21 protein-coding genes and 1 pseudogene are annotated in these 19067 nt (G+C 74.2%); 15 read left to right on the top strand and 7 right to left on the bottom strand.

From position 1 onward, the window contains the following. The first annotated feature begins 242 nt into the window (after positions 1–242). Positions 243–1322 (top strand): amidohydrolase family protein, encoded by a 1080-nt coding sequence (locus AC5L34_RS11250; protein WP_441175367.1) that lies wholly within the window; start codon positions 243–245, stop codon positions 1320–1322. A 13-nt stretch (positions 1323–1335) separates the two neighbouring features. Here AC5L34_RS11250 and AC5L34_RS11255 read toward each other — a convergent pair whose 3' ends face one another. Next, positions 1336–1941: a TetR/AcrR family transcriptional regulator gene (locus tag AC5L34_RS11255; RefSeq protein ID WP_363903394.1), complete on the bottom strand. Its 606-nt coding sequence runs from the start codon at positions 1939–1941 to the stop codon at positions 1336–1338. Between the two features lie 104 nt (positions 1942–2045). Here AC5L34_RS11255 and proS point away from each other — a divergent pair, with 104 nt between their 5' ends. The 12 genes and pseudogenes from proS to AC5L34_RS11315 all read left to right on the top strand — a co-directional run bounded on the left by proS (position 2046) and on the right by AC5L34_RS11315 (position 10418). Next, positions 2046–3452 carry a proline--tRNA ligase gene (gene proS / locus AC5L34_RS11260; RefSeq protein ID WP_494824774.1) on the top strand — a complete coding sequence of 469 codons (1407 nt, stop codon included), beginning with the start codon at positions 2046–2048 and terminating at the stop codon, positions 3450–3452. A 110-nt stretch (positions 3453–3562) separates the two neighbouring features. Further along, positions 3563–4210, top strand: a complete 648-nt coding sequence (locus AC5L34_RS11265; protein ID WP_494824776.1) for a ribonuclease FAU-1 family protein — start codon at positions 3563–3565, stop codon at positions 4208–4210. Positions 4211–4476: 266 nt separating this feature from the next. Beyond that, the gene (rpsP, locus tag AC5L34_RS11270; RefSeq protein ID WP_357719697.1) at positions 4477–4944 is read left to right on the top strand and encodes a 30S ribosomal protein S16; all 468 of its coding nucleotides are present in this window, start codon (positions 4477–4479) and stop codon (positions 4942–4944) included. Next, positions 4919–5179 carry an RNA-binding protein gene (locus AC5L34_RS11275; protein WP_172862164.1) on the top strand — a complete coding sequence of 87 codons (261 nt, stop codon included), beginning with the start codon at positions 4919–4921 and terminating at the stop codon, positions 5177–5179. The genes rpsP and AC5L34_RS11275 overlap by 26 nt, the downstream gene beginning before the upstream one ends. Before the next feature lie 2 nt (positions 5180–5181). Further along, entirely contained in the window at positions 5182–5733 is a 552-nt protein-coding gene (gene rimM / locus AC5L34_RS11280; protein WP_441175492.1) for a ribosome maturation factor RimM, read from the top strand. A 20-nt stretch (positions 5734–5753) separates the two neighbouring features. Next, positions 5754–6527: a tRNA (guanosine(37)-N1)-methyltransferase TrmD gene (gene trmD / locus AC5L34_RS11285; protein ID WP_441175364.1), complete on the top strand. Its 774-nt coding sequence runs from the start codon at positions 5754–5756 to the stop codon at positions 6525–6527. A gap of 142 nt (positions 6528–6669) precedes the next feature. Next, complete coding sequence (gene rplS / locus AC5L34_RS11290) at positions 6670–7026, top strand: 50S ribosomal protein L19 (RefSeq protein WP_089001547.1); 357 nt, start codon at positions 6670–6672, stop codon at positions 7024–7026. Between the two features lie 185 nt (positions 7027–7211). Continuing rightward, positions 7212–8086 (top strand): annotated as a pseudogene (gene lepB / locus AC5L34_RS11295) (signal peptidase I). A 9-nt stretch (positions 8087–8095) separates the two neighbouring features. Then, a complete protein-coding gene (lepB, locus tag AC5L34_RS11300) occupies positions 8096–8716 on the top strand; it encodes a signal peptidase I (protein ID WP_363903405.1) in 621 nt (206 codons plus the stop codon). Positions 8717–8764: 48 nt separating this feature from the next. Continuing rightward, positions 8765–9292, top strand: coding sequence for an NUDIX hydrolase (locus tag AC5L34_RS11305; RefSeq protein WP_494824779.1), 528 nt, complete (start codon positions 8765–8767; stop codon positions 9290–9292). After that, complete coding sequence (locus tag AC5L34_RS11310) at positions 9286–10098, top strand: ribonuclease HII (protein ID WP_441175362.1); 813 nt, start codon at positions 9286–9288, stop codon at positions 10096–10098. The genes AC5L34_RS11305 and AC5L34_RS11310 overlap by 7 nt, the downstream gene beginning before the upstream one ends. Further along, positions 10095–10418 carry a DUF2469 domain-containing protein gene (locus AC5L34_RS11315; RefSeq protein ID WP_007075222.1) on the top strand — a complete coding sequence of 108 codons (324 nt, stop codon included), beginning with the start codon at positions 10095–10097 and terminating at the stop codon, positions 10416–10418. Before AC5L34_RS11310 ends, AC5L34_RS11315 begins: the two co-directional genes overlap by 4 nt. A gap of 103 nt (positions 10419–10521) precedes the next feature. Here the strand turns inward: AC5L34_RS11315 and AC5L34_RS11320 are convergent, their stop codons facing one another. The 4 genes from AC5L34_RS11320 to AC5L34_RS11335 all read right to left on the bottom strand — a co-directional run bounded on the left by AC5L34_RS11320 (position 10522) and on the right by AC5L34_RS11335 (position 15138). Continuing rightward, on the bottom strand, positions 10522–11628 hold the full coding sequence (locus tag AC5L34_RS11320; protein WP_494824783.1) for a sulfite oxidase: 1107 nt from the start codon (positions 11626–11628) through the stop codon (positions 10522–10524). A gap of 290 nt (positions 11629–11918) precedes the next feature. Beyond that, a complete protein-coding gene (locus AC5L34_RS11325) occupies positions 11919–14009 on the bottom strand; it encodes an amylo-alpha-1,6-glucosidase (protein WP_441175360.1) in 2091 nt (696 codons plus the stop codon). Next, positions 14006–14371, bottom strand: a complete 366-nt coding sequence (locus AC5L34_RS11330) for an SCP2 sterol-binding domain-containing protein (RefSeq protein WP_441175359.1) — start codon at positions 14369–14371, stop codon at positions 14006–14008. The genes AC5L34_RS11325 and AC5L34_RS11330 overlap by 4 nt, the downstream gene beginning before the upstream one ends. Positions 14372–14508: 137 nt before the next feature. Next, the gene (locus AC5L34_RS11335) at positions 14509–15138 is read right to left on the bottom strand and encodes a class I SAM-dependent methyltransferase (RefSeq protein WP_494824785.1); all 630 of its coding nucleotides are present in this window, start codon (positions 15136–15138) and stop codon (positions 14509–14511) included. A gap of 160 nt (positions 15139–15298) precedes the next feature. Here AC5L34_RS11335 and AC5L34_RS11340 point away from each other — a divergent pair, with 160 nt between their 5' ends. Next, positions 15299–16081: a murein hydrolase activator EnvC family protein gene (locus tag AC5L34_RS11340; RefSeq protein ID WP_494824787.1), complete on the top strand. Its 783-nt coding sequence runs from the start codon at positions 15299–15301 to the stop codon at positions 16079–16081. On the opposite strand, the gene AC5L34_RS11345 is transcribed toward AC5L34_RS11340, so the two are convergent. Both AC5L34_RS11345 and AC5L34_RS11350 read right to left on the bottom strand, forming a co-directional pair. Continuing rightward, positions 15969–17150, bottom strand: coding sequence for an aminotransferase class V-fold PLP-dependent enzyme (locus AC5L34_RS11345; protein ID WP_441175356.1), 1182 nt, complete (start codon positions 17148–17150; stop codon positions 15969–15971). The two genes, AC5L34_RS11340 and AC5L34_RS11345, sit on opposite strands and share 113 nt — an antisense overlap. 156 nt (positions 17151–17306) lie before the next feature. After that, complete coding sequence (locus AC5L34_RS11350; RefSeq protein WP_494825002.1) at positions 17307–18305, bottom strand: tyrosine recombinase XerC; 999 nt, start codon at positions 18303–18305, stop codon at positions 17307–17309. Positions 18306–18727: 422 nt separating this feature from the next. Here AC5L34_RS11350 and AC5L34_RS11355 point away from each other — a divergent pair, with 422 nt between their 5' ends. Further along, a complete protein-coding gene (locus AC5L34_RS11355) occupies positions 18728–19063 on the top strand; it encodes a hypothetical protein (RefSeq protein ID WP_363621283.1) in 336 nt (111 codons plus the stop codon). Positions 19064–19067 lie beyond the last annotated feature (4 nt).

The raw sequence follows: 19067 nt of genomic DNA on the forward strand, positions 1-19067 counted from the left end.
GGAGCATCCTGGTGACGAAGGATCTCTTCATCAAGACATGCGTAAATAAAGAAATCTGTCAATCAACCGTTCGTGTCACCTGGTGGTGAGAGGACTACGCAGCGGAGTCGGGGGGCGCCGTGCCGGGTGGGGCCGGGCGCGGCCGGCGGACCGGCGCATCCGCTGCACCCGGGCGTCCCCGGCCCGTGCCGACCGGGAAGAATGGCGGGCGGACCCCCCCTTTGCGCGCAGACGGAGGACGTATGGCCTGGCACGTACGCGGCGTGGTGCTGCCCGACGACGAGGTCCGTGACCTGTGGCTGGTCGGCGACCGGGTCACCTTCACCCCGGTCCCCGGCGCGGAGACGATCGCCGACGGCGGGTTCGTGCTGCCCGGCCTGATCGACGCGCACTGCCACATCGGCATCGCCCGCGGCGGCGCCCCGGTCACCTCGCTCGACCAGGCCCGCGAGCTGGCCCGCGTCGATCGCGACGCCGGGGTCCTCGCCATCCGCGACGCCGGGTCGCCGTACCCGTACCCCGAACTCGACGACGAGCCCGACCTGCCGCGGCTGGCCCGCGCCGGCCGGCACGTCGCGCCGCCGAAGCGCTACCTGCGCGACATCGGCGTCGAGGTGGGGGCGGCGGAGGTGGCGGCGACGGTGACCGCGCAGGCGCGCGCCGGCAACGGCTGGGTGAAGCTGGTCGGCGACTGGATCGACCGGGGGGTCGGCGACCTGGCCCCGGCGTGGGACGCCGACACCATGACGGCCGCCGTCCAGGCCGCGCACGCCGCCGGGGTACGCGCCGCCGTGCACACCTTCTCCGAGTCGGCCGTGGAGATCATGGTGCGCGCCGGGGTGGACTCGGTGGAGCACGGCACGGGCCTGAGCCTGGACCTGATCGACGAGATGGCCCGCCGGGGCACCGCCCTGGTCCCCACGATGATCAACATCCGGACGTTCGGCGGGATCGCCGAGCAGGCCCGGGAGAAGTTCCCCGGCTACGCCGAGCACATGCTCGCCCTGCGCGACCGCTTCCCCGAGGTGGTCCGTTCGGCGCACGAGGCCGGCGTGCCGATCTACGTGGGCACCGACGCCGGCGGCGGCATCGACCACGGCCTCGCCGCGGAGGAGATGCTGCTGCTGCACGAGCAGGCCGGCATGTCCACCACGGAGGTGCTCGCCGCCGCGTCCTGGCGGGCCCGCGAGTGGCTCGGCTTCCCCGGGCTGGTCGAGGGCGGCCTGGCGGACCTCGTCGTCTACGCCGAGGATCCGCGCGCCGACCTGCGTGCCGTACGCAGCCCCGCCCGCATCGTGCTGCGCGGCCGCGTCGTGCGCTGACCCCGACGGCCGGTCAGCCGGTCCCGTCGCCCCGGGTGACCGCGTGCACGAGCAGGAACACCGCCAGGTCGGCGAGGGCGGCGGCCGTCTGCGCGACGGGGGCGCCGGGCAGGACGATGTGGCTGATCACCAACCGGACGACCGAGTCCGTGGCGAAGGCGACCGCGTCCCGGTCGGCGCCCGGCAGCACGCGGTCGGCCCACTCCAGCAGCACCTCGGTGGCCTCGGTCAGGACCAGCTCCGACCGGGTGGTGAGGTAGGGCAGCAGCTCGTCCGAGCCGCCCCGGGTGCTGGTCAGCACGGCCTTGATCAGCGGGTCGTTGGCCGCCTCCGCGAGGGTGTGCGAGATGGTGGCGTGCGCGGCGGCCCGTACGTCGTCGCCGTGCGCGTTCAGCAGGGCGCGTACGGCGCCCACGAACCGGTCGACCTCCCACCGGGCGAGCGCCTCGGCCAGCCCCGCCTTGGTGCCGAACTCGTTGTAGACCGTCTGCCGGCTCACTCCCGCCGCGCGCGCGACGGCACCCATCCGGACGCCGTCCCAGCCAGTCGCGATGGTCAACGCCCGGGCTGCCTCGACGATCGCCTCCCGCGAACGGGTGCCCTCCCTCACCTCACCCATGGTGGTCGAATCCTACGACCCGCCACACCGGCCGGCACGGCGGACACCGGCGACGTCGCGCCCGATGGCGTCGTCCCTTCGGCCGACGCATAGGATGTGCGGTCATGGCACGCGTGCTCACTCCCCGTGCGGAGGACTTTCCCCGCTGGTACCAGGACCTGATCGCCAAGGCGAAGCTGGCCGACAACGGCCCGGTCCGGGGGACCATGGTCATCCGACCGGCCGGCTACGCCATCTGGGAGCGGATGCAGGCCGAGATGGACGCCCGGATCAAGGCGGCGGGCGCGGAGAACGCGTACTTCCCGCTCTTCATCCCCGAGAGCTACCTCAAGCGCGAGGCGGAGCACGTCGAGGGCTTCTCGCCGGAACTCGCGGTCGTCACCCACGGCGGCGGCAAGCAGCTCGCCGAGCCGGTGGTGGTGCGCCCCACCAGCGAGACCGTCATCGGCGAGTTCATGGCCAAGTGGATCGACTCCTACCGGGACCTGCCGCTGCTGCTCAACCAGTGGGCCAACGTGGTCCGCTGGGAGCTGCGCCCCCGGATCTTCCTGCGCACCAGCGAGTTCCTCTGGCAGGAGGGGCACACCGCGCACGCCACCCGGTCCGACGCCCGCGCCTACGCGCGCCGGATCCTGCACGAGGCGTACGAGGACCTGATGGTCAACGTGCTCGGCATCCCGGTGGTCGTCGGCCTGAAGACGGCCCGGGAGCGCTTCGCCGGGGCCACCGCCACCTACACCTGCGAAGGCATGATGGGTGACGGCAAGGCCCTCCAGCTCGGCACGAGCCACGAGCTGGGGCAGAACTTCGCCAAGGCCTTCGACATCAGCTACTCCTCCGCCGAGGGCGGCCGGGAACACGCCTGGACGACCTCCTGGGGCACCTCCACCCGCATGCTCGGTGGCCTGATCATGTGCCACGGCGACGACAACGGGCTGCGCGTGCCGCCGAAGCTGGCGCCCGTGCAGGCGTACGTCATGGTGGTCAAGGACGGCGAGGGCGTCGGTGAGGCCGCGAAAAAGCTCTCCGACGCGCTGCGCGACGCCGGGGTCCGGGTCGCGCTCGACGACCGCACCGACACCCCGTTCGGCCGCCGGGCCGTCGACGCCGAGCTGCGCGGCTATCCCGTACGCGTCGAGGTCGGCCCCCGCGACCTGGCCGCCGGCAACGCGGTCGTGGTCCGGCGCACCGACGGCTCGAAGTCCCCGACGCCGGTGGCCGACGTGGTGACCGCCGTGCTGGCCGCCCTCGACGCCGACCAGCGGGCCCTGCACGACCAGGCGCTGGCCCACCGGAAGTCCCGCACCGTCGAGGTGTCGACCCTCGCCGAGGCGATCGAGGCGGCGGCCACCGGCTGGGCCATGGTGCCGTGGTCGGCGGTCGGCGTGCAGGGCGAGGCGGAGGCGAACGGCCAGGGCGTCACCGTGCGCTGCCTGCTGCGCGCCGACGGCTCGGTGCCCGACTCCGAGGACGAGCCCGACCTGGTCGCCATCCTGGCCCGCGCCTACTGACCGACCCGTACGCCGCACGGCCGGTCCCGCCTCGCGGGGCCGGCCGTGCGCGTTTCGGCGCCCGCGGGTCGACGGGGCGGGAGCCCGCCGGGCGCCGGTAGGGTCGGGGCGTGAGATTCGAACCTGGGCGGCTGATCGTGCACCGCAACGTGCGGCGGGGCCGGATCGGCTGGGCCCGCACCGCGCGGGTGGTCAGCGACGACGACCGGGGCCTGCTGCTCTGGGTGCCCCGCGACGCGCCGGTCGCGAGCGAGGTCACCGAGGCCGGGCTGGGCATGCGGGCGGTGCCGTTCACCGAGTGGATCTCCTCGTCGTACGGGCTGGCCACCGGCCGGTGGGACGGCCCGTCCGTGCTGAAGTTCCTGCCCGCCGAAGCCGCCCATTCGGTGTGGTGGTTCCGCGACGCGCACGACCGTTTCGCCACCTGGTACGTCAACCTGGAGGAGCCCGGGGTGCGCTGGGACGACGGCGCGCTCGCCGGCGTCGACATGGTGGACCAGGACCTCGACGTGCTGGTCCGCCCGGACCGCAGCTGGGAGTGGAAGGACGAGGAGGAGTTCGCCGAGCGGCTGGCCTTCCCCGACCACTACTGGGTGCCCGACCCGGACGCGGTGCGGGCCGAGGGCAAGCGGGTGATCGCGCTGGCCGAGGCGGGGGAGTTCCCGTTCGACGGCACCTGGTGCGACTTCACCCCGCCGCCCGACTGGCTGGTCCCCGACGAGTTGCCGCCGGGCTGGGACCGCCCCCCGGTGCGCTGATCCCGCGCCCGCCCGCAGCCGGCGGGCGACTGTGCTTTCGGTCACTTCCGCCGCCGCGCGGGTGACCGGGGGCGGTCCGGTGTGAGAGATCCGGGCCGGATCTGGCAGAATGGCTGGCTGGTATCCGGCGCGCGTCCGGCGCCCTCTAACCCGGGCACGTCGCCAGTCCACCGAGCAGTCTCCGGCCCAACCCCACTGTGCCGGTCGACACTCACCCGTGCACCGCCCGTTCGGGCAGGTGAGATCGCAACAGGAGCGAAACAACTGTGGCCGTAAAGATCCGGCTCCTGCGGATGGGCAAGATCCGCAACCCGCAGTACCGCATCGTCATCGCCGACTCGCGCACCAAGCGCGACGGCCGGGCGATCGAGTTCGTCGGGGTCTACCAGCCGAAGGAAGACCCTTCGGTGATCGAGGTCAAGTCGGAGCGGGTCCAGTACTGGCTGTCCGTCGGCGCCCAGCCGAGCGAGGCGGTGCAGCGGCTGCTGGAGCTGACCGGTGACTGGCAGAAGTTCAAGGGCCTGCCGGCCCCGCCGCCGCTGAAGGTCGCCCCGGAGCGGGTCGACCGCACCGCGGCGTACGAGGCCGAGGCGAAGGCCGCCGCCGGGCTGGCCGAGACCCCGGCCAAGCCGGCCAAGAAGGCCGCCAAGGCGGAGGCTCCGGCCGAGGCGCCGAAGACCGAGGCTCCGGCCGAGGCCCCGGCTGCCGCTGCCGACGCCGGTGAGCAGGCCTGACATGCCTCTGCGTCCGGCCTTGGAGCACCTGGTCAAGGGCATCGTCGACCACCCCGATGACGTACGCGTCCGGATGGTCGACTCCCGTCGGGGCAAGCGGCTGGAAGTCCGCGTGCACCCGGAGGACCTCGGCACGGTGATCGGGCGGTCCGGGCGGACCGCCAAGGCGCTGCGCCAGGTGATCGGCTCCATCGGCGGGCGCGGTGTGCGCGTCGACATCGTCGACTCGTACTGATGCTGCTCATCGTCGGCAGGATCGGTAAGCCGCACGGCATCCGCGGTGAGGTCACCGTGGAGGTGCGGACCGACGAGCCCGAAGCGCGGTTCGCCCCGGGGAAGGTGCTGCGCACCGAGCCCGGGGCGGTCCCGCCGCCGGCCGCGTCCGAGCGCGGGGAGGCCTTCCGGGTGCCCGCCGAACTGGTCGTGGAGTCCGCCCGCTGGCACCAGGGGCGGATGCTGGTCGCGTTCGAGGGCATTCTCGACCGGGACGTCGCCGAGGCGCTGCGCGGCACGCTGATCGGGGTCGACAGCGGCGAGGTCGACGCGCCGGAGGACCCGGAGGAGTTCCACGACCACCAGCTCGTCGGGCTGGCCGTGGTCAACCCCGGCGGCGACCGGCTGGGCGAGGTGGCCCGGATCGAGCACGCCCCCTCCTCCGACCTGCTGGTGCTGCGCCGCCCCGAGGGCGGCACGGCGCTCATCCCGTTCGTCAAGGCGATCGTCCCCGAGGTTGACCTCGCCGGCGGTCGCGTCGTCGTCGACCCGCCGGCCGGTCTGCTCGATCTGTAGAACCGCTGGAGCACCCCCGCATGCGCGTCGACATCGTGTCGATCTTTCCGGAGTACTTCGCCCCGCTCGACCTGTCGCTGATCGGCAGGGCGCGGGCGAACGGCACGCTGCGGCTGGCCGTACACGATCTGCGGATCTGGACCCACGACGTGCACCGCACGGTCGACGACACGCCCTACGGCGGCGGGCCCGGCATGGTGATGCGGCCGGAGCCGTGGGGCGAGGCGCTCGACGCCCTCGCCCCGGCGGAGGTGACCGCGCCCAGGCTGGTGGTGCCGGCGCCGACCGGCGCCCCCTTCACCCAGGCGATGGCGCACGAGCTGGCCGCCGAGCCGCACCTGCTCTTCGCCTGCGGCCGGTACGAGGGCATCGACCAGCGGGTGCTCGACCACGCCGCCACCCGGATGCCGGTGACCGAGGTCTCCCTCGGCGACTACGTCCTCTTCGGCGGGGAGGTGGCCGTGCTGGTGATCCTGGAGGCGGTCACCCGGCTGCTGCCCGGCGTGCTCGGCAACGCGGGCTCGCTGGCCGAGGAGTCGCACGCCCACGGGCTGCTGGAGGCCCCCATGTACACGAAGCCGGCGACCTGGCGCGGGCTGGAGGTGCCGGAGGTGCTCCGCTCCGGTGACCACGGCAGGATCGCCCGCTGGCGGCGCGACGAGGCGCTGACCCGCACCGCGGACCGCCGGCCCGACATGCTCGCGGCGCTGGACCCGGACCGGCTCGACAAGCGGGACGTCGCCGCGCTGGACCGGGCCGGATTTCAGGTGCCGCCGGGGGATGTGGCAAAGTAGGGGGGTTGCCGCAACCGGCCGCGCCGCGGCCGGCTGCGAGGATCCTCGACCGGGGTCGGGTCACCGACCACCACCCGGGGATCAGAATCACCCACCCGCGCACCGATTGACGGTGCGCCGTGAGCCTCACGAGGACGCAGCGATGAACATCCTGGACGCCCTTGACGCCCAGTCGAAGCGCACCGACCTCCCCGACTTCCGTGCCGGTGACACCGTCAAGGTGCACGCCCGGGTCGTCGAGGGCAACCGGTCCCGTGTCCAGATCTTCCAGGGCGTCGTCATCCGCCGCCAGGGTGACGGTCTGCGCGAGACCTTCTCGGTCCGCAAGATCAGCTTCGGTGTCGGTGTCGAGCGCACCTACCCGATCAACAGCCCGGCGATCGACCGGATCGAGGTCGTGACCCGCGGTGACGTGCGCCGGGCCAAGCTCTACTACCTGCGCGAGCTGCGCGGCAAGAAGGCCAAGATCAAGGAGAAGCGCGAGAAGCAGCCCAGCTGACCCTCGCGCTCGCCACGCCGCCCGAGCTGCGCGTATGTCGTACCGACCGGACCGCACTACCCTGGTCGCTACGGGCGCAGCCGGGCGACGTCCCGCCACCACGGCGGAGCGACGGCCACTACCGCCCGGGGAGCCCCGACGGGGTTCCCGGGCGGTAGTGTCATTTCTGCTGACCGGAGAGTGGCGTGGTGCAGACACGTGACGAGGACGGCGCCGTCGACCCGTGGCGACGTCGGGCCCGCCGGCCCCGTCGACAGATGCCCCTCTGGCAGGAGCTGCCGCTGCTGCTCGTCGTCGCGTTCTGCCTTGCGGTGCTGATCCGCACCTTCCTGCTCCAGGCGTTCTTCATCCCCTCCGGCTCGATGGAGGACACCCTCCTCGTCGGCGACCGGGTCCTGGTCAACAAGGTCGTCTACGACGTACGTGACCCGGTGCGGGGCGAGGTCGTCGTCTTCCGGGGCACCGAGCGCTGGGCCCCGCAGGTCGACGAGGAGCCCGAGCCCGGGTTCGCGAGCAAGCTCAGCCGGACCGTCGGCGACCTGGTCGGCGTCAGCCGCCCCGGCGAGAAGGACTTCATCAAGCGGGTCATCGGCCTGCCCGGCGACCGGGTGAAGTGCTGCGACGCCGAGGGGCGGGTGCTGGTCAACGGCACCCCGCTCGACGAGTCGTCGTACGTCCTGCGGGACTCGCCGCTCGACATCCCGCCCAACCCCCGCGAGTGCCGCTCCCGGCGCTTCGAGGAGGTCGTGGTCCCGCCCGGGCAGATCTTCGTGATGGGCGACCACCGGATGGTCTCCCAGGACGCCCGCTGCCAGGGGCCGGTGCCGATCGAGAACGTGGTGGGCCGGGCGTTCACGGTGGTCTGGCCGTCGTCGCGGTGGAGCGGCCTGTCAGTGCCCGCGACCTTCGACGACGTCGCCGACCCGCCGGCCGCCTCCACCGGCGCCCCGCCCCCGGTCCGCCCCACGCCGGACGGCGATCTGGTGCTGTTGGCCCCGACCGCTGCCGCGCTCGCCGTTCTCGCGCGTTCCGGACGGTGGCGTCCGGCCGGGCAACGTAGGCTCGTGCCGTGATTGACGAGCAGACCGACAAGCCGCGCAGTTCCTTCTGGAAGGAGCTGCCCATCCTCCTGGGTGTGGCGATCCTGGTCGCGGTGCTGGTGCGTGCCTTCGTGCTGCAGACCTTCTTCATCCCCTCCCCGTCGATGGAGAACACCCTCCAGATCGACGATCGGGTGCTGGTCAACAAGCTGGTCTACGACTTCCGGTCCCCGCACCGGGGCGAGGTGATCGTCTTCAAGGCCCCCCTGGAGTGGAGCGCCAACCCCGACGGCGAGGACTTCATCAAGCGCGTCATCGGCGTCGGCGGCGACCACGTGGTCTGCTGCGACGCGCAGGACCGGCTGGTGATCAACGGCAAGTCGCTGGACGAGCCCTACATCTATCCCGGCGACAAGACCGCCGAGGAGTTCGACATCACCGTCCCGAAGGGCCGGCTCTGGGTGATGGGCGACCACCGCGAGGCCTCGGGCGACTCGCTGGAGCACTGGCAGCAGTCCGGTCAGGACATCACCGTCGCCACGATCCCCGAGGGCGAGGTCGTGGGGCGGGCCTTCACCGTCTTCTGGCCCGTCGGCCGGGCCACCTGGCTGAGCGTGCCCGAGTCGTACGAGGCCATCCCCGAACCATAGGGGCCGCCGGGCGTGGGCGTTGTCGGCGGCGTCTGGCAGGCTGGTGCGGTGACCGTCTACACCCCTCGGCGCGCGGCGCGCGTCCTGCTCGTCGACGCGGCGGGTCGGGTGCTGCTCTTCTGTGGCTCCGACCCGGCCCGCCCCGAGCACGGGCGCTGGTGGTTCACCCCCGGCGGCGGCCTGGACGAGGGGGAGACCTACCCCGAGTGCGCGGCGCGGGAGCTGGCCGAGGAGACCGGGCTGCGGCTGCCGGCGACGGCGTTCGGGGCGCCCGTGCACCGCGACGTGGCGGAGTTCCCCTTCGGCGGCGTGTGGTACCGGCAGGAACAGGAGTTCTTCCTGGTGCGGGTGACGGGCCACGAGGTCGACACCGCCGGCTTCAACGACGTCGAGCGGGCCAGCGTCGCCGCGCACCGGTGGTGGCCCCCGGACGAGCTGGTCGCCAGCGGGGAGCGGTACTACCCGCCGGACCTGTCGGCGGTGCTGGCCCGGTCGCTGGCCGCCCCGGCGTCGCCGACGGTCGGGGTGGGCGGGCGCCAGGAGGGCTTCGACGGCCACGAGGACGCGCCGTGCTGACGCCCCCGCGCACCGTGGTGCGCCGCGAGGGCGGGCTCTACGCGCTGGAGCGCGCGTTGCAGCGGCGCGGCTTTCGGCACGTCGCCGGGGCGGACGAGGCGGGTCGCGGCGCCTGCGCCGGGCCGCTGGTCGCCGCCGCCGCGATCCTGCCCGAGGGGCGGCGCGGCGAGATCGACGGGCTGGCCGACTCCAAGCTGCTCACCCCCGCGAGCCGGGAGCGCATCCACGACGAGGTCGTGACCCGCGCGCTCGCGTACGCCGTGGTGGTCGTTCCCGCCGAGGAGGTCGACGAGCGGGGCCTGCACGTGTGCAACCTGGCCGCGATGCGCCGCGCGCTGGCGTCGCTGACGACCCGGCCCGACTACGTGCTGACCGACGGCTTCGGGGTGGACGGCCTCGACGTGCCGGGGCTGGCCGTGTGGAAGGGCGACCGGGTGGCGGCCTGCGTGGCGGCGGCGAGCGTGCTGGCCAAGGTCACCCGGGACCGGATGATGGTCGAGTTGGACGGGGCGTTCCCGGGCTACGGGTTCGCCGAACACAAGGGTTACATCACCGCGGAGCACACCGCGGCGCTGCGGGAGCGGGGGCCGTGCCGGGAGCACCGGTTCTCGTACGTCAACGTGGCGGCGGTGTCCGGTCGCGACGGCGCCCCGCCCCGCGCGCGCCGGCCGGCGGATGCGAGGCGGGACGAGCCGATGGAGCGCTCCTGCCCGCCAGGGGGTACCGTCGGCGTGGCGTTGGGCGAGCAGCCTCGGCCTCCGGCGTCGGTGGGGGAAGATGTGGTCATGGAAGGCGGAGTGCGATGAGCGCGGAAGACCTCGAGAAGTACGAGACCGAGATGGAGCTCCAGCTCTACCGGGAGTACCGCGACATTGTCCGCCAGTTCTCCTACGTGGTGGAGACGGAGCGCCGGTTCTACCTGGCCAACCAGGTCGACCTGCACGTGCGCAACTCCGACGGTGAGGTCTACTTCGAGGTCGAGATGCACGACGCCTGGGTGTGGGACATGTACCGCCCCGCCCGGTTCGTGAAGAACGTCCGGGTGATGACCTTCAAGGACGTCAACGTCGAGGAGCTGGAGAAGCCCGACATCTCGCTGCCCGCCGACTCCGGCTTCGGCGGCTGACCCACCGCCGGTCCCGCCCGACGGTCCCACCGCCGGGCGTACGGCCCCGTCGGCGCCCCCACCGCCGCGCGGCCGTCGTTGCCCTCCGCCCCGGCGGCCGGCCTCAGTCCGACGGCACCACGACCTCGACGCGCTGGACGAGGTTGTTGGCGAAACCGCCCCGGTTCCACCGCTGCTCGACCGGCTGACTGCGGCCGGAGGCGTCGGTGGCACGGGCCCCGAGGACGTGCCTGCCCGGCGTCGCCGTCCACTCGTACCGCCACCGGCACCAGGCGAACTCCCCGCCGACCTGCCCGTCCAGAGTGGCCGGCCGCCAGCTGACCCCGCCGTCGGTGGTCACCTCAACCGAGGCGACGGGGGCGTGGCCCGACCAGGCGCGACCGTCCAGCGTGCACGGACCGGCGCGAAGCACGCGGGTGCGGGACATGAAGTCGGGGAAGCCGGGCGGCCGGACCAGCGCCCGCGGCTCGATCCGGGTCACCGGCACCCCGGGGTCGTCGGCGTCCTCACGCAGCCGGTAGGCCACCGCGTTCTGGTAACCGTCGAACGCCTCGGTGCGTACGTCGATCGCGCGCAGCCACTTGACGTGCGCCATGCCGTACCAGCCGGGCACGATCAGCCGCAGCGGGGCGCCGTGCTGCGGCAGCAGCGGAGTCCCGTTCATCTCGTACGCCAGCAGCACCTCCTCGCGCAGCGCGTCGGCCGCCGGCAGCGCCCGCTGGTAGTCCTGCTCGACGCCGCGCTCCACCCCGTGGTCGGCGCCCGTGAAGACCACGTCCACGGCGTCGGCGGCGATGCCCGCCTCGCGCAGCAGCGGCGCCAGCGGGGTGCCCGTCCACTCGGCGTTGCCGACGGCCTCGACCAGCCACGGCTGACTGACCGGGCGCGGGTGCAGCAGGGCCCGCCCGTTGCCCGCGCACTCCAGCGTCACCCGTCGGGTGACCCGGGGTCGCTCGCGCAGCGCGGCCAGGTCGAGCGTCAGCGGCCGGTCCACCGCGCCGGTCACGGTCAGCGCGTGCGTGTCCGGGTCGAGGTCCGGGATGTCGTAGTGGATGAGCAGGTAGTGCAGGCCGGCCGGGGTCACGTCGTAGCGCAGCGCCTCCAGCGGGATGCCGTGGTTGCGGGCGGCGAGCTGCAACTCCTCGGCGGTGACCCCCTCGCCGGGCTCCGCCACCCGCGAAGGCCCGCTGGCGTCGTCCACAGTGGTCATCGAGGCCTCCCGGGGCCGACGGCGGCGGCTCCGCCGTGCGCCCGTCCCAGCCTAGGGCCGACGCCGCCGCTCCGGGAACGCCGGGTGATTCCCCACGCCGTCACCCGCCGCGCCCTCCGGCTCCGACCGCCTCGCTCCACGGGCTCCGACCGGCGGCCCTCCGGCTCCGACCGTCGTGCTCTGCGGCTCCGCCCGTCGTGCTCGATGGGCTCCGCCGGTCGTGCTCGATGGGCTCCGCCGGTCGTGCTCGATGGGCTCCGCCGGTCGTGCTCGATGGGCTCCGCCGGTCGCTAGCCGAGCAGGGAGGGGTAGCCGCCGGTGTCGTCGGTCGGCGGCTGGTCGGGGCGGTGACGGGCGAAGGCGTCGACCCTGCCCCAGCGGCCGGGAACGTCCAGCAGCGCGATCCGCTGGAAGCTCGGTGGGAGCGCCGCGTCGACGGCGAGGTGCCCCTCGTGCGGGTCGATGCCGAGCATGGCCCGGATGAGGAGCAGGGACGCGCCGCTGGACCACGCCTGGGGGCTGCCGGCGGTGGGGTAGCGGACGGGGTACCGGGTCGTCTGGCGGTCGAAGCCGCCGAAGGCCTCCGGCAGGCGGCCGTGGAAGTAGGTCGCGGCGGCGATGATGCCCTCGGCGATGCGACCGGCCTCGGCGGCGAACCCGTAGCGGCGCAGGCCCCAGGCGATGAACGAGTTGTCGAAGGGCCAGACAGTCCCGTTGTGGTAGCCGAGCGGGTTGTAACGGCCCTGACCCTCGGCGAGGGTGCGTACCCCCCAGCCGGAGAAGAGCGCGGGGCCCATCAGGTGCTCGACGATGCGCGGGGCCCTGTCCGGGGGCACGATGCCGCTCCACAGCAGGTGCCCGATGTTGGAGGACAGGGCGTCCACGGGGGTGCCGTCGTGGTCGAGGGCGAGCGCATAGTAGCCACGCTCGTCGATCCAGAAGTCCCGGTTGAACCGGTCCTTCAACGCCGCCGCCTCCTGCTCCAGCCGGTCGGCGTACGCGGGGTCGTCCCAGAACGCGCGCGCGAGGCGGGCCGCGCGGACCTTGGCGTCGTACGCGTAGCCCTGCACCTCGCAGGTGGCCCGGGGAAAGCCCGGCAGCCTGCCGTCGGCGTAGGAGACGCCGTCCCAGGAGTCCTTCCAGCACTGGTTCTCCAGGCCCGTGGCGCGGTTGCGTCGTTCGTACCAGACGTAGCCGGTGGAGGTGAGGTCCGCGTACCGGTCGATCCACTCCAGGGCCGCCCGGGCCTCCTTCTCCAACTCCTTGACCAGCGCCCCGTCACCGGTCCACCGCTCGTACTCGTCGAGCAGCACCACGAACAGCGGCGAGGCGTCCACGGTGCCGTAGTACGGCGAGTGGGGCTGCTCCTCGAAGGCGGCCGATTCGCCGTAGCGCAGCTCGTGCAGGATCCGCCCGGGGTCCTCGTCGAGGATGTCGTCCCGGCGACCGCCCTGGAGGAACGCGAGGATGCGCAGCGTCGGCGGGGCCAGCGACGGTGTGACGTGCAGGGTCTGCAGACAGGTCAGCAGGCTGTCCCGGCCGAAGAGGGTCATGAACCAGGGCAGGCCCGCCGCGGGCACGGTGGCGCCGCCGAGGGACAGCGGTGCGAAGCGCAACGCCGCCAGGTCCTCGAGGCTGCGGTGGTACACCTGCCGCAGCGCGCTGTTGTCGGTGTCCAGCCGGGGGGCCTGCGTGACCCACGCGCGTAGGGCGTCCGGCAGGGTCGACTCGTCGGGGCGCATCGCGCGCACCGCCGCGCGCCAGTCGTGGCCGTCGGGACGCAGCACCCGCATCGTCACCCGCAGCTGCGTCGACCACTGCTGCCCGGGCCGCAGCCGGGGCCGGAACCGGACGCCGCGCGCGTCGACGCTGGCCGGCTCACTCGCCGAGACGCACACCTCCCGCCGGAACGTGCCGCGCTGGTAGCCCAGCACCAGTTCGCCGTCACGGACCTCGGAGTAGTAGGTGCCGGCCTTCTCGCGAACGTCGAACTTGATGTCGAAGATGTCGGCGAAGTCGGCGGCCACCTCCAGCCGCACGTCGAGGTCGACGTCGTGCTCGCCGTAGTTGAACACCGTCACCGACTCGGTCAGGTCCGGCCCGATCCGCCGCCGCCGGATCGCCGACACGTCGGCCTGCACGTAGTCGACCTGTCCGCCCGGAACCAGGAAGAACGCCGCCTCGAAGTACTGGCTGTCGTCCACCGACAGCGCGGTCAGCCGCTCGCCGCCGATCGTGAGGATCCAGCGGGACAGGAAGCGCGTGTCGGCGGCGAACAGCCCGGCCGGCGTGGCGGGCGCCGCGTCCACGTCACCGCTGGAGTCCGACACGATGAACGAGTTGCCGTCGATGCACGACACGGTGCCCGCGATGTCCCTCACCTGGCCGCCCCCCGCGTCCGGGGCGCACCGGCCTCGCGCGGCACGGCCGGTGCGGGGAACAGCAGGCCCATCCGCAGCGCCAGGCCGAAGTCGCCGTCGACCATGATCTCGCCGCGCAGGATCGCGGCCAGCCCGTTCAGCTCACCCCGCGCCATGGCGTCCGCGACCTCGGAGGACATGGTGAACACGGCATCGGCGGGACCATCGTCCTGGGAGAGCCGCAGCCTGCCCTGGTCGACGGTCAGCAGCCACTTCCGCACCCGGTCACCGTCGCGGATGTCGAACCGGACGGTGCCGGACATCCGGCAGAGCCGCGGCTCAAACCCCGTGCTCGCCAACTGCTCGAAGAACGCTTCGGTCACCGGAATTCGACCTCCAGCCCCTCTGGCCAGGTGCAGGCGGCGGCATACCCGCCGGACGAGGGGCTAACCCGCACCGCCCCGACGGGTCGCCGCGGGGCGGCCAAGCGCGTCGAGATCGCCGGCACGCGTGCGGGCCGTCAGTCGACGAACATGAACATCGTCGCGTCGGGCGGCAGGGCCCGGGGTACGCCGAGGAAGCGCTGTGCCCCCACGCCCACGCCGCGCGCCGGAGTGCTGACCGTCCCCGCCGTGAAGCCCTCCCGCTCGAACCAGCCCCGGATGGTCGGGACCAGGTCGGGCTCCTGCCGGTGCCGGGTCCAGACCGTCGTGCCGCCGGTCGCGCAGAGCGCCGCGCAGTGCCGCACCGTGGCGCGTACGTCCGCGTCGCTGATGTTGCCGAACACCCCGCAGACCAGCACCAGGTCGGCCGGGACCAGACCGGCGTACGCGTCGGTGCGCGCCGCGTCGCCGGTCACCACCTCCACGGCGGTCAGGCCGGCCGCGCGGACGGCGGACCGGGCCACCTCGGCGTTGCGCGGGTCCCACTCCACCAGTCGGGCCACCACGTCGTCGCGGCGGGGGTGGGCCGCCAGCTCGGGAATCAGGTCACGGCCCTGGCCGGCGCAGAGGCTGATCGCCCGCAGCGGACCGGGCGGGGCCGCGTCGAGCGCCTCCCGCACCCGCAGCCGCACCTCCACGAGCCGGCGGGACAGCGCCGAACCCGCCTCGTCGTAGTCACCGTGCCAGGCGTACCAGTCGCGCGTCACCCGCCGCAGCGTAGCCGCCACCGGCCGTGCCGGCGATCCGTCGTGAGCCTGCCTAGCAGACCGCCCGGCCCTGTGGGGGGCCGTCCACAGGACGACCGTCGTCCACAGGCGACGGTGCCGCCGGTGGCGGGGGCGGGCGGGCGCCGGGCAGGGTGCGCCCATGCGACCTGCCGCCCGTACCGCCGTCGCGCTCTGCGCCGCCCTGCTCTCCCTCGGGCCCGCCGCGCCTGTCCCTCGGCCGCCCGCGCCCGTCGCTCCGCCGCCCGCGCCCGTCGCTCCGCCGCCCGTGCTCGTCGCCCGGCCGCCCGCGCCCGGTTCCTGGCTGTCCACGCCGGTGGTCCGGCCGGTCCCGGCGGCACGGCCGTTCGGTGCGGTCGTGCCGGCCCGTGCGGTGTGGTCCGGGGTGGCGCGGTTCCGGTGGCCGCTCGACGGCGTTCCGCGCCCGGTGCGTCGGTTCGACCCGCCGCCGCGACCGTGGCTGCCCGGGCACCGGGGCGTCGACCTGGCCGCCGCGCCCGGCGCGACCGTGCGGGCCGCCGGCGCCGGCACGGTGCTCTTCGCCGGCCTGGTCGCCGGCCGTCCCGTCGTCACCGTCGGGCACGCCGACGGTCTGCGGACCACCCACGAGCCGGTGTCGCCGGCGGTCCGCCCCGGCGAGACACTGGCGGCCGGGGCACCGCTGGGCGCCCTCCTCGCCGGCCACCCGGGCTGCCCCGCCCCCGCCTGCCTGCACTGGGGGCTGCGGCGCGGCGCCGACTACCTCGATCCGCTGGCCCTGCTCGGCCTGGGACCCGTGCGGCTGCTGCCGCTCGACGGCGCCGACCCGGCCCTCAGCGCTGGGCGAGCAGCGGGGGTAGCCGCACCGAGAGCCGTTCGTACTCGTCCGGGGTGTTGTAGACCTGCGCGCAGAGCCGCAGCCAGCCCCGTCCGTTCCAGGCCATGACGGCGACCTCGGTGGCGAGCCGGTCGGCGATCCGTTCCCGCAGCGCCCGCGCCGCCTCGAACGTGGTGCCGAGGCCCGCCGGCAGCGGCACGATGCGCATGGCGACCCCCGGCCCGCCGGGGTCCGGCAGATCGGCGGGGGCCACCCCGAGCGCGTCCCCCAGCACCCGCTGGCCGTACGCCGCCAGCGCGGCGTTGTGCCCGCGTACCCGGTCCAGGCCGAGGCTGCGCAGCGTGAACAGGCCCACCGGCGCGGCCAGCCAGCCCGTGTAGTCCTGCGTCGCCGCCCACTCGACCCGGCGGGGAAATCCCGACTCCTGCTCCCACGAGACGGCCAGCGGCTCGATCCGGTCCCGCCACGACGGGGCGACCACCAGCACGGCGGTGCCGCGCGGCGCGTACGCCCACTTGTGCAGGTTGCCCACCCAGAAGTCGGCGCCGACGTCGCTGACCGGCGTCGGCAGCATGCCCGGGGCGTGCGCGGCGTCGACGAGGACCGGAATCCCGTGCTCCCGGGCCACGCCGACGAGCGCGGCGACGGGGAAGAACCGGGCGGTCGCCGAGGCGAGCTGGTCCACGACGAGCAGTCGGGTCCGGCCGGGGCGCAGCCCGGCGCGGACGAGCTGGACGATCTCCTCGTCCGGGGCGGTCAACGGCACGGGCAGCACCCGGGCGACGGCCCCCGTACGCCGGCACTCCCGCGCGATGGAGAGGCCGACCGCGCCGTAGCCGTGGTCCGTGGCGAGCACCTCGTCGCCGGGGCGCAGGCCGAGCGACTGGAGCACCACCGCCACGCCGGTGGTCGCGTTCGAAACCAGGGCGGTGCCGTCGGGGTCGGCACCCAGGAAACCGGCCAGGTGCCGGCGGGCGTGGGCGATCCGGTCGACCAGGCCCTGGGTGAAGAAGCGCAGCGGGTTGGCCTCCATCTCGTCGCGCAGCCGCTGCTGGGCCCGCTGCACGACGAGCGGCACCGCGCCGAAGGAGCCGTGGTTCAGGTGGCTGACCGCCGGGTCGAGCGAGAAGAGCAAACGGGCTGCCACGATCGGCTCGGGCGGCTGCGGCAGGCTCACCCGACGATCGTAGCGACCCGTCGATGTCCCGCCGCCGTTCCGCGGCTGATCCGGGGCCCGGCCTCTCCGAACACGGGCAGCCTTGCGCGCCTTCCAGTTCTTCCGCCTGCCAGAGCGCTGCCAGGACTGCGATCAGACCCACCGCTTCTCAGACACCTACGCGCGGGGATGGGCCTGGCGGTAGGAGGCGCGGAGCCGCTCCACCGACACGTGCGTGTAGATCTGGGTGCTCGCCAGGGAGGAGTGCCCCAGCAGCTCCTGCACCGCCCGCAGGTCGGCGCCGCCCTCGAGCAGGTGGGTGGCCGCCGAGTGCCGCAGCCCGTGCGGGCTGACCGGAGGCAGGCCTGCGGCCTGCGCGTACCCGCCGACGATCCGCCGTGCCGTCGTCGGGTTGAGCCGTCCGCCGCGGGCGCCGAGCAGCAGCGCGTCGCGGGAGCGCGGTGCGGCCAGTGCCGGCCGGCCGTGGCGCAGCCACTCGTCGAGCGCCCGCTGCGCCGGCACCCCGTACGGGACGGCGCGCTCCCGGCCGCCCTTGCCGAACACCCGCACGACCCGGCGCGCGTGGTCGACGTCGGCGACGTCGAGGCCGCACGCCTCGCTGATCCGCACCCCCGTGCCGTAGAGCAGCTCCAGCAGCGCCCGATCGCGCAGCAGCACCGCCTCGGCCGCCCCGTCCGGCGTACGGGACGGATCCGGCGACGCGGACCCGGAGCCGTCCTCCCCGGGTGACGTCGGCCGGGGTTCGTCCCGGGTGGGCGGCGTCGGCCCGGGAGCGGCGAGCCGGCCCGGTGCCTCGACCAGGGTGGCAGCCTGGTCGGCGCGCAGCACGGTCGGCAGGTCCCGGTGGGCCCGTGGGCTGGCCAGGGCACCGGCCACGTCGGCGGGGAGCAGCCCGCAGCGGTGCGCCCACGCGCTGAACGTCCGCGCCGAGGCCGCCCGGCGGGCGAGCGTCGTCCGGGCCGCCCCCGTCGTCCGCTGCTTCGCCAGCCAACTGCGCAGCACGGAGAGGTCCAGATCCGGCAACTCGGCGCACCCCATCCGGTGGGCGTGGTCCAGCAGCGACACCACGTCACCGACGTACGCCCGCACGGTGTGGGCGGAACGGTTGCGCACCCCGGCCAGGTGCGCGGCGAAGTCGTCCACCGCATCCCGCATGCCCGGCGGGAGAGCCTCGTGGGCCGCCCGGGTGCCCTTCGCCTCCCGGCTCACCGCGACTCCCTGCCGGGCACCCACCGGCCGGCCGGCGCACCTCGCGGCGGCGTCCCGCCCGGTCGAGCGGACGCGGCGGTGCGGGTCGAGGCCGTGACGGCGGTGGACGGCGGATCCTCGGGCGGCACGGGCCCAGCCTACGGACGGCCGGCGGAACCGGCAGGACACCGGGCCGGCGTACCGGGGGACGACCGGGTCGGTGCCGACCTCGCCCCGGGTCGCGCCGTCGTTGACGATCTCGGCCGGGTCGCGCGGCCGGGGTGATGGATTGCGCCGGTCGGTGCGCGCAGACTGGTCGTACCGGCGGGCGTGGGCCGTGGTCGTGGTCGCCGCGCGACGGGATCAGGCGCGTCGAAGGGGGACCGGACATGGGGGTGGACGTCGTCCTCTACCGGGCGGTCGGGGCGGGCTCCGGCCGGCACCGCGTCGTGCCGGCCGAGGTGCTGCCCGATCCCGACGACGTGCTGCTGGATCTCGTCCGGCGGGTCCGTGGCGCCGGGCGCACCCCTCTGCTCGACCGGATGGACCCGGTCGGTGAGCTGGTGGTCCCCGCCGCACAGGTGCCGCAGCTCCTCGCCGAGGTGCGCTGCCTCGCCGAGGTGGCCCGGTCGACGCCGGAGATGACGCACGTGCGCCTACTCGACCGACTGGTGCGGCGCTGCCGGCAGGAGCGCGCGATGGAGATCCGCTTCGAGGGCGACTGACGAC

This window comes from Micromonospora sp. ZG13 (assembly GCF_059359355.1).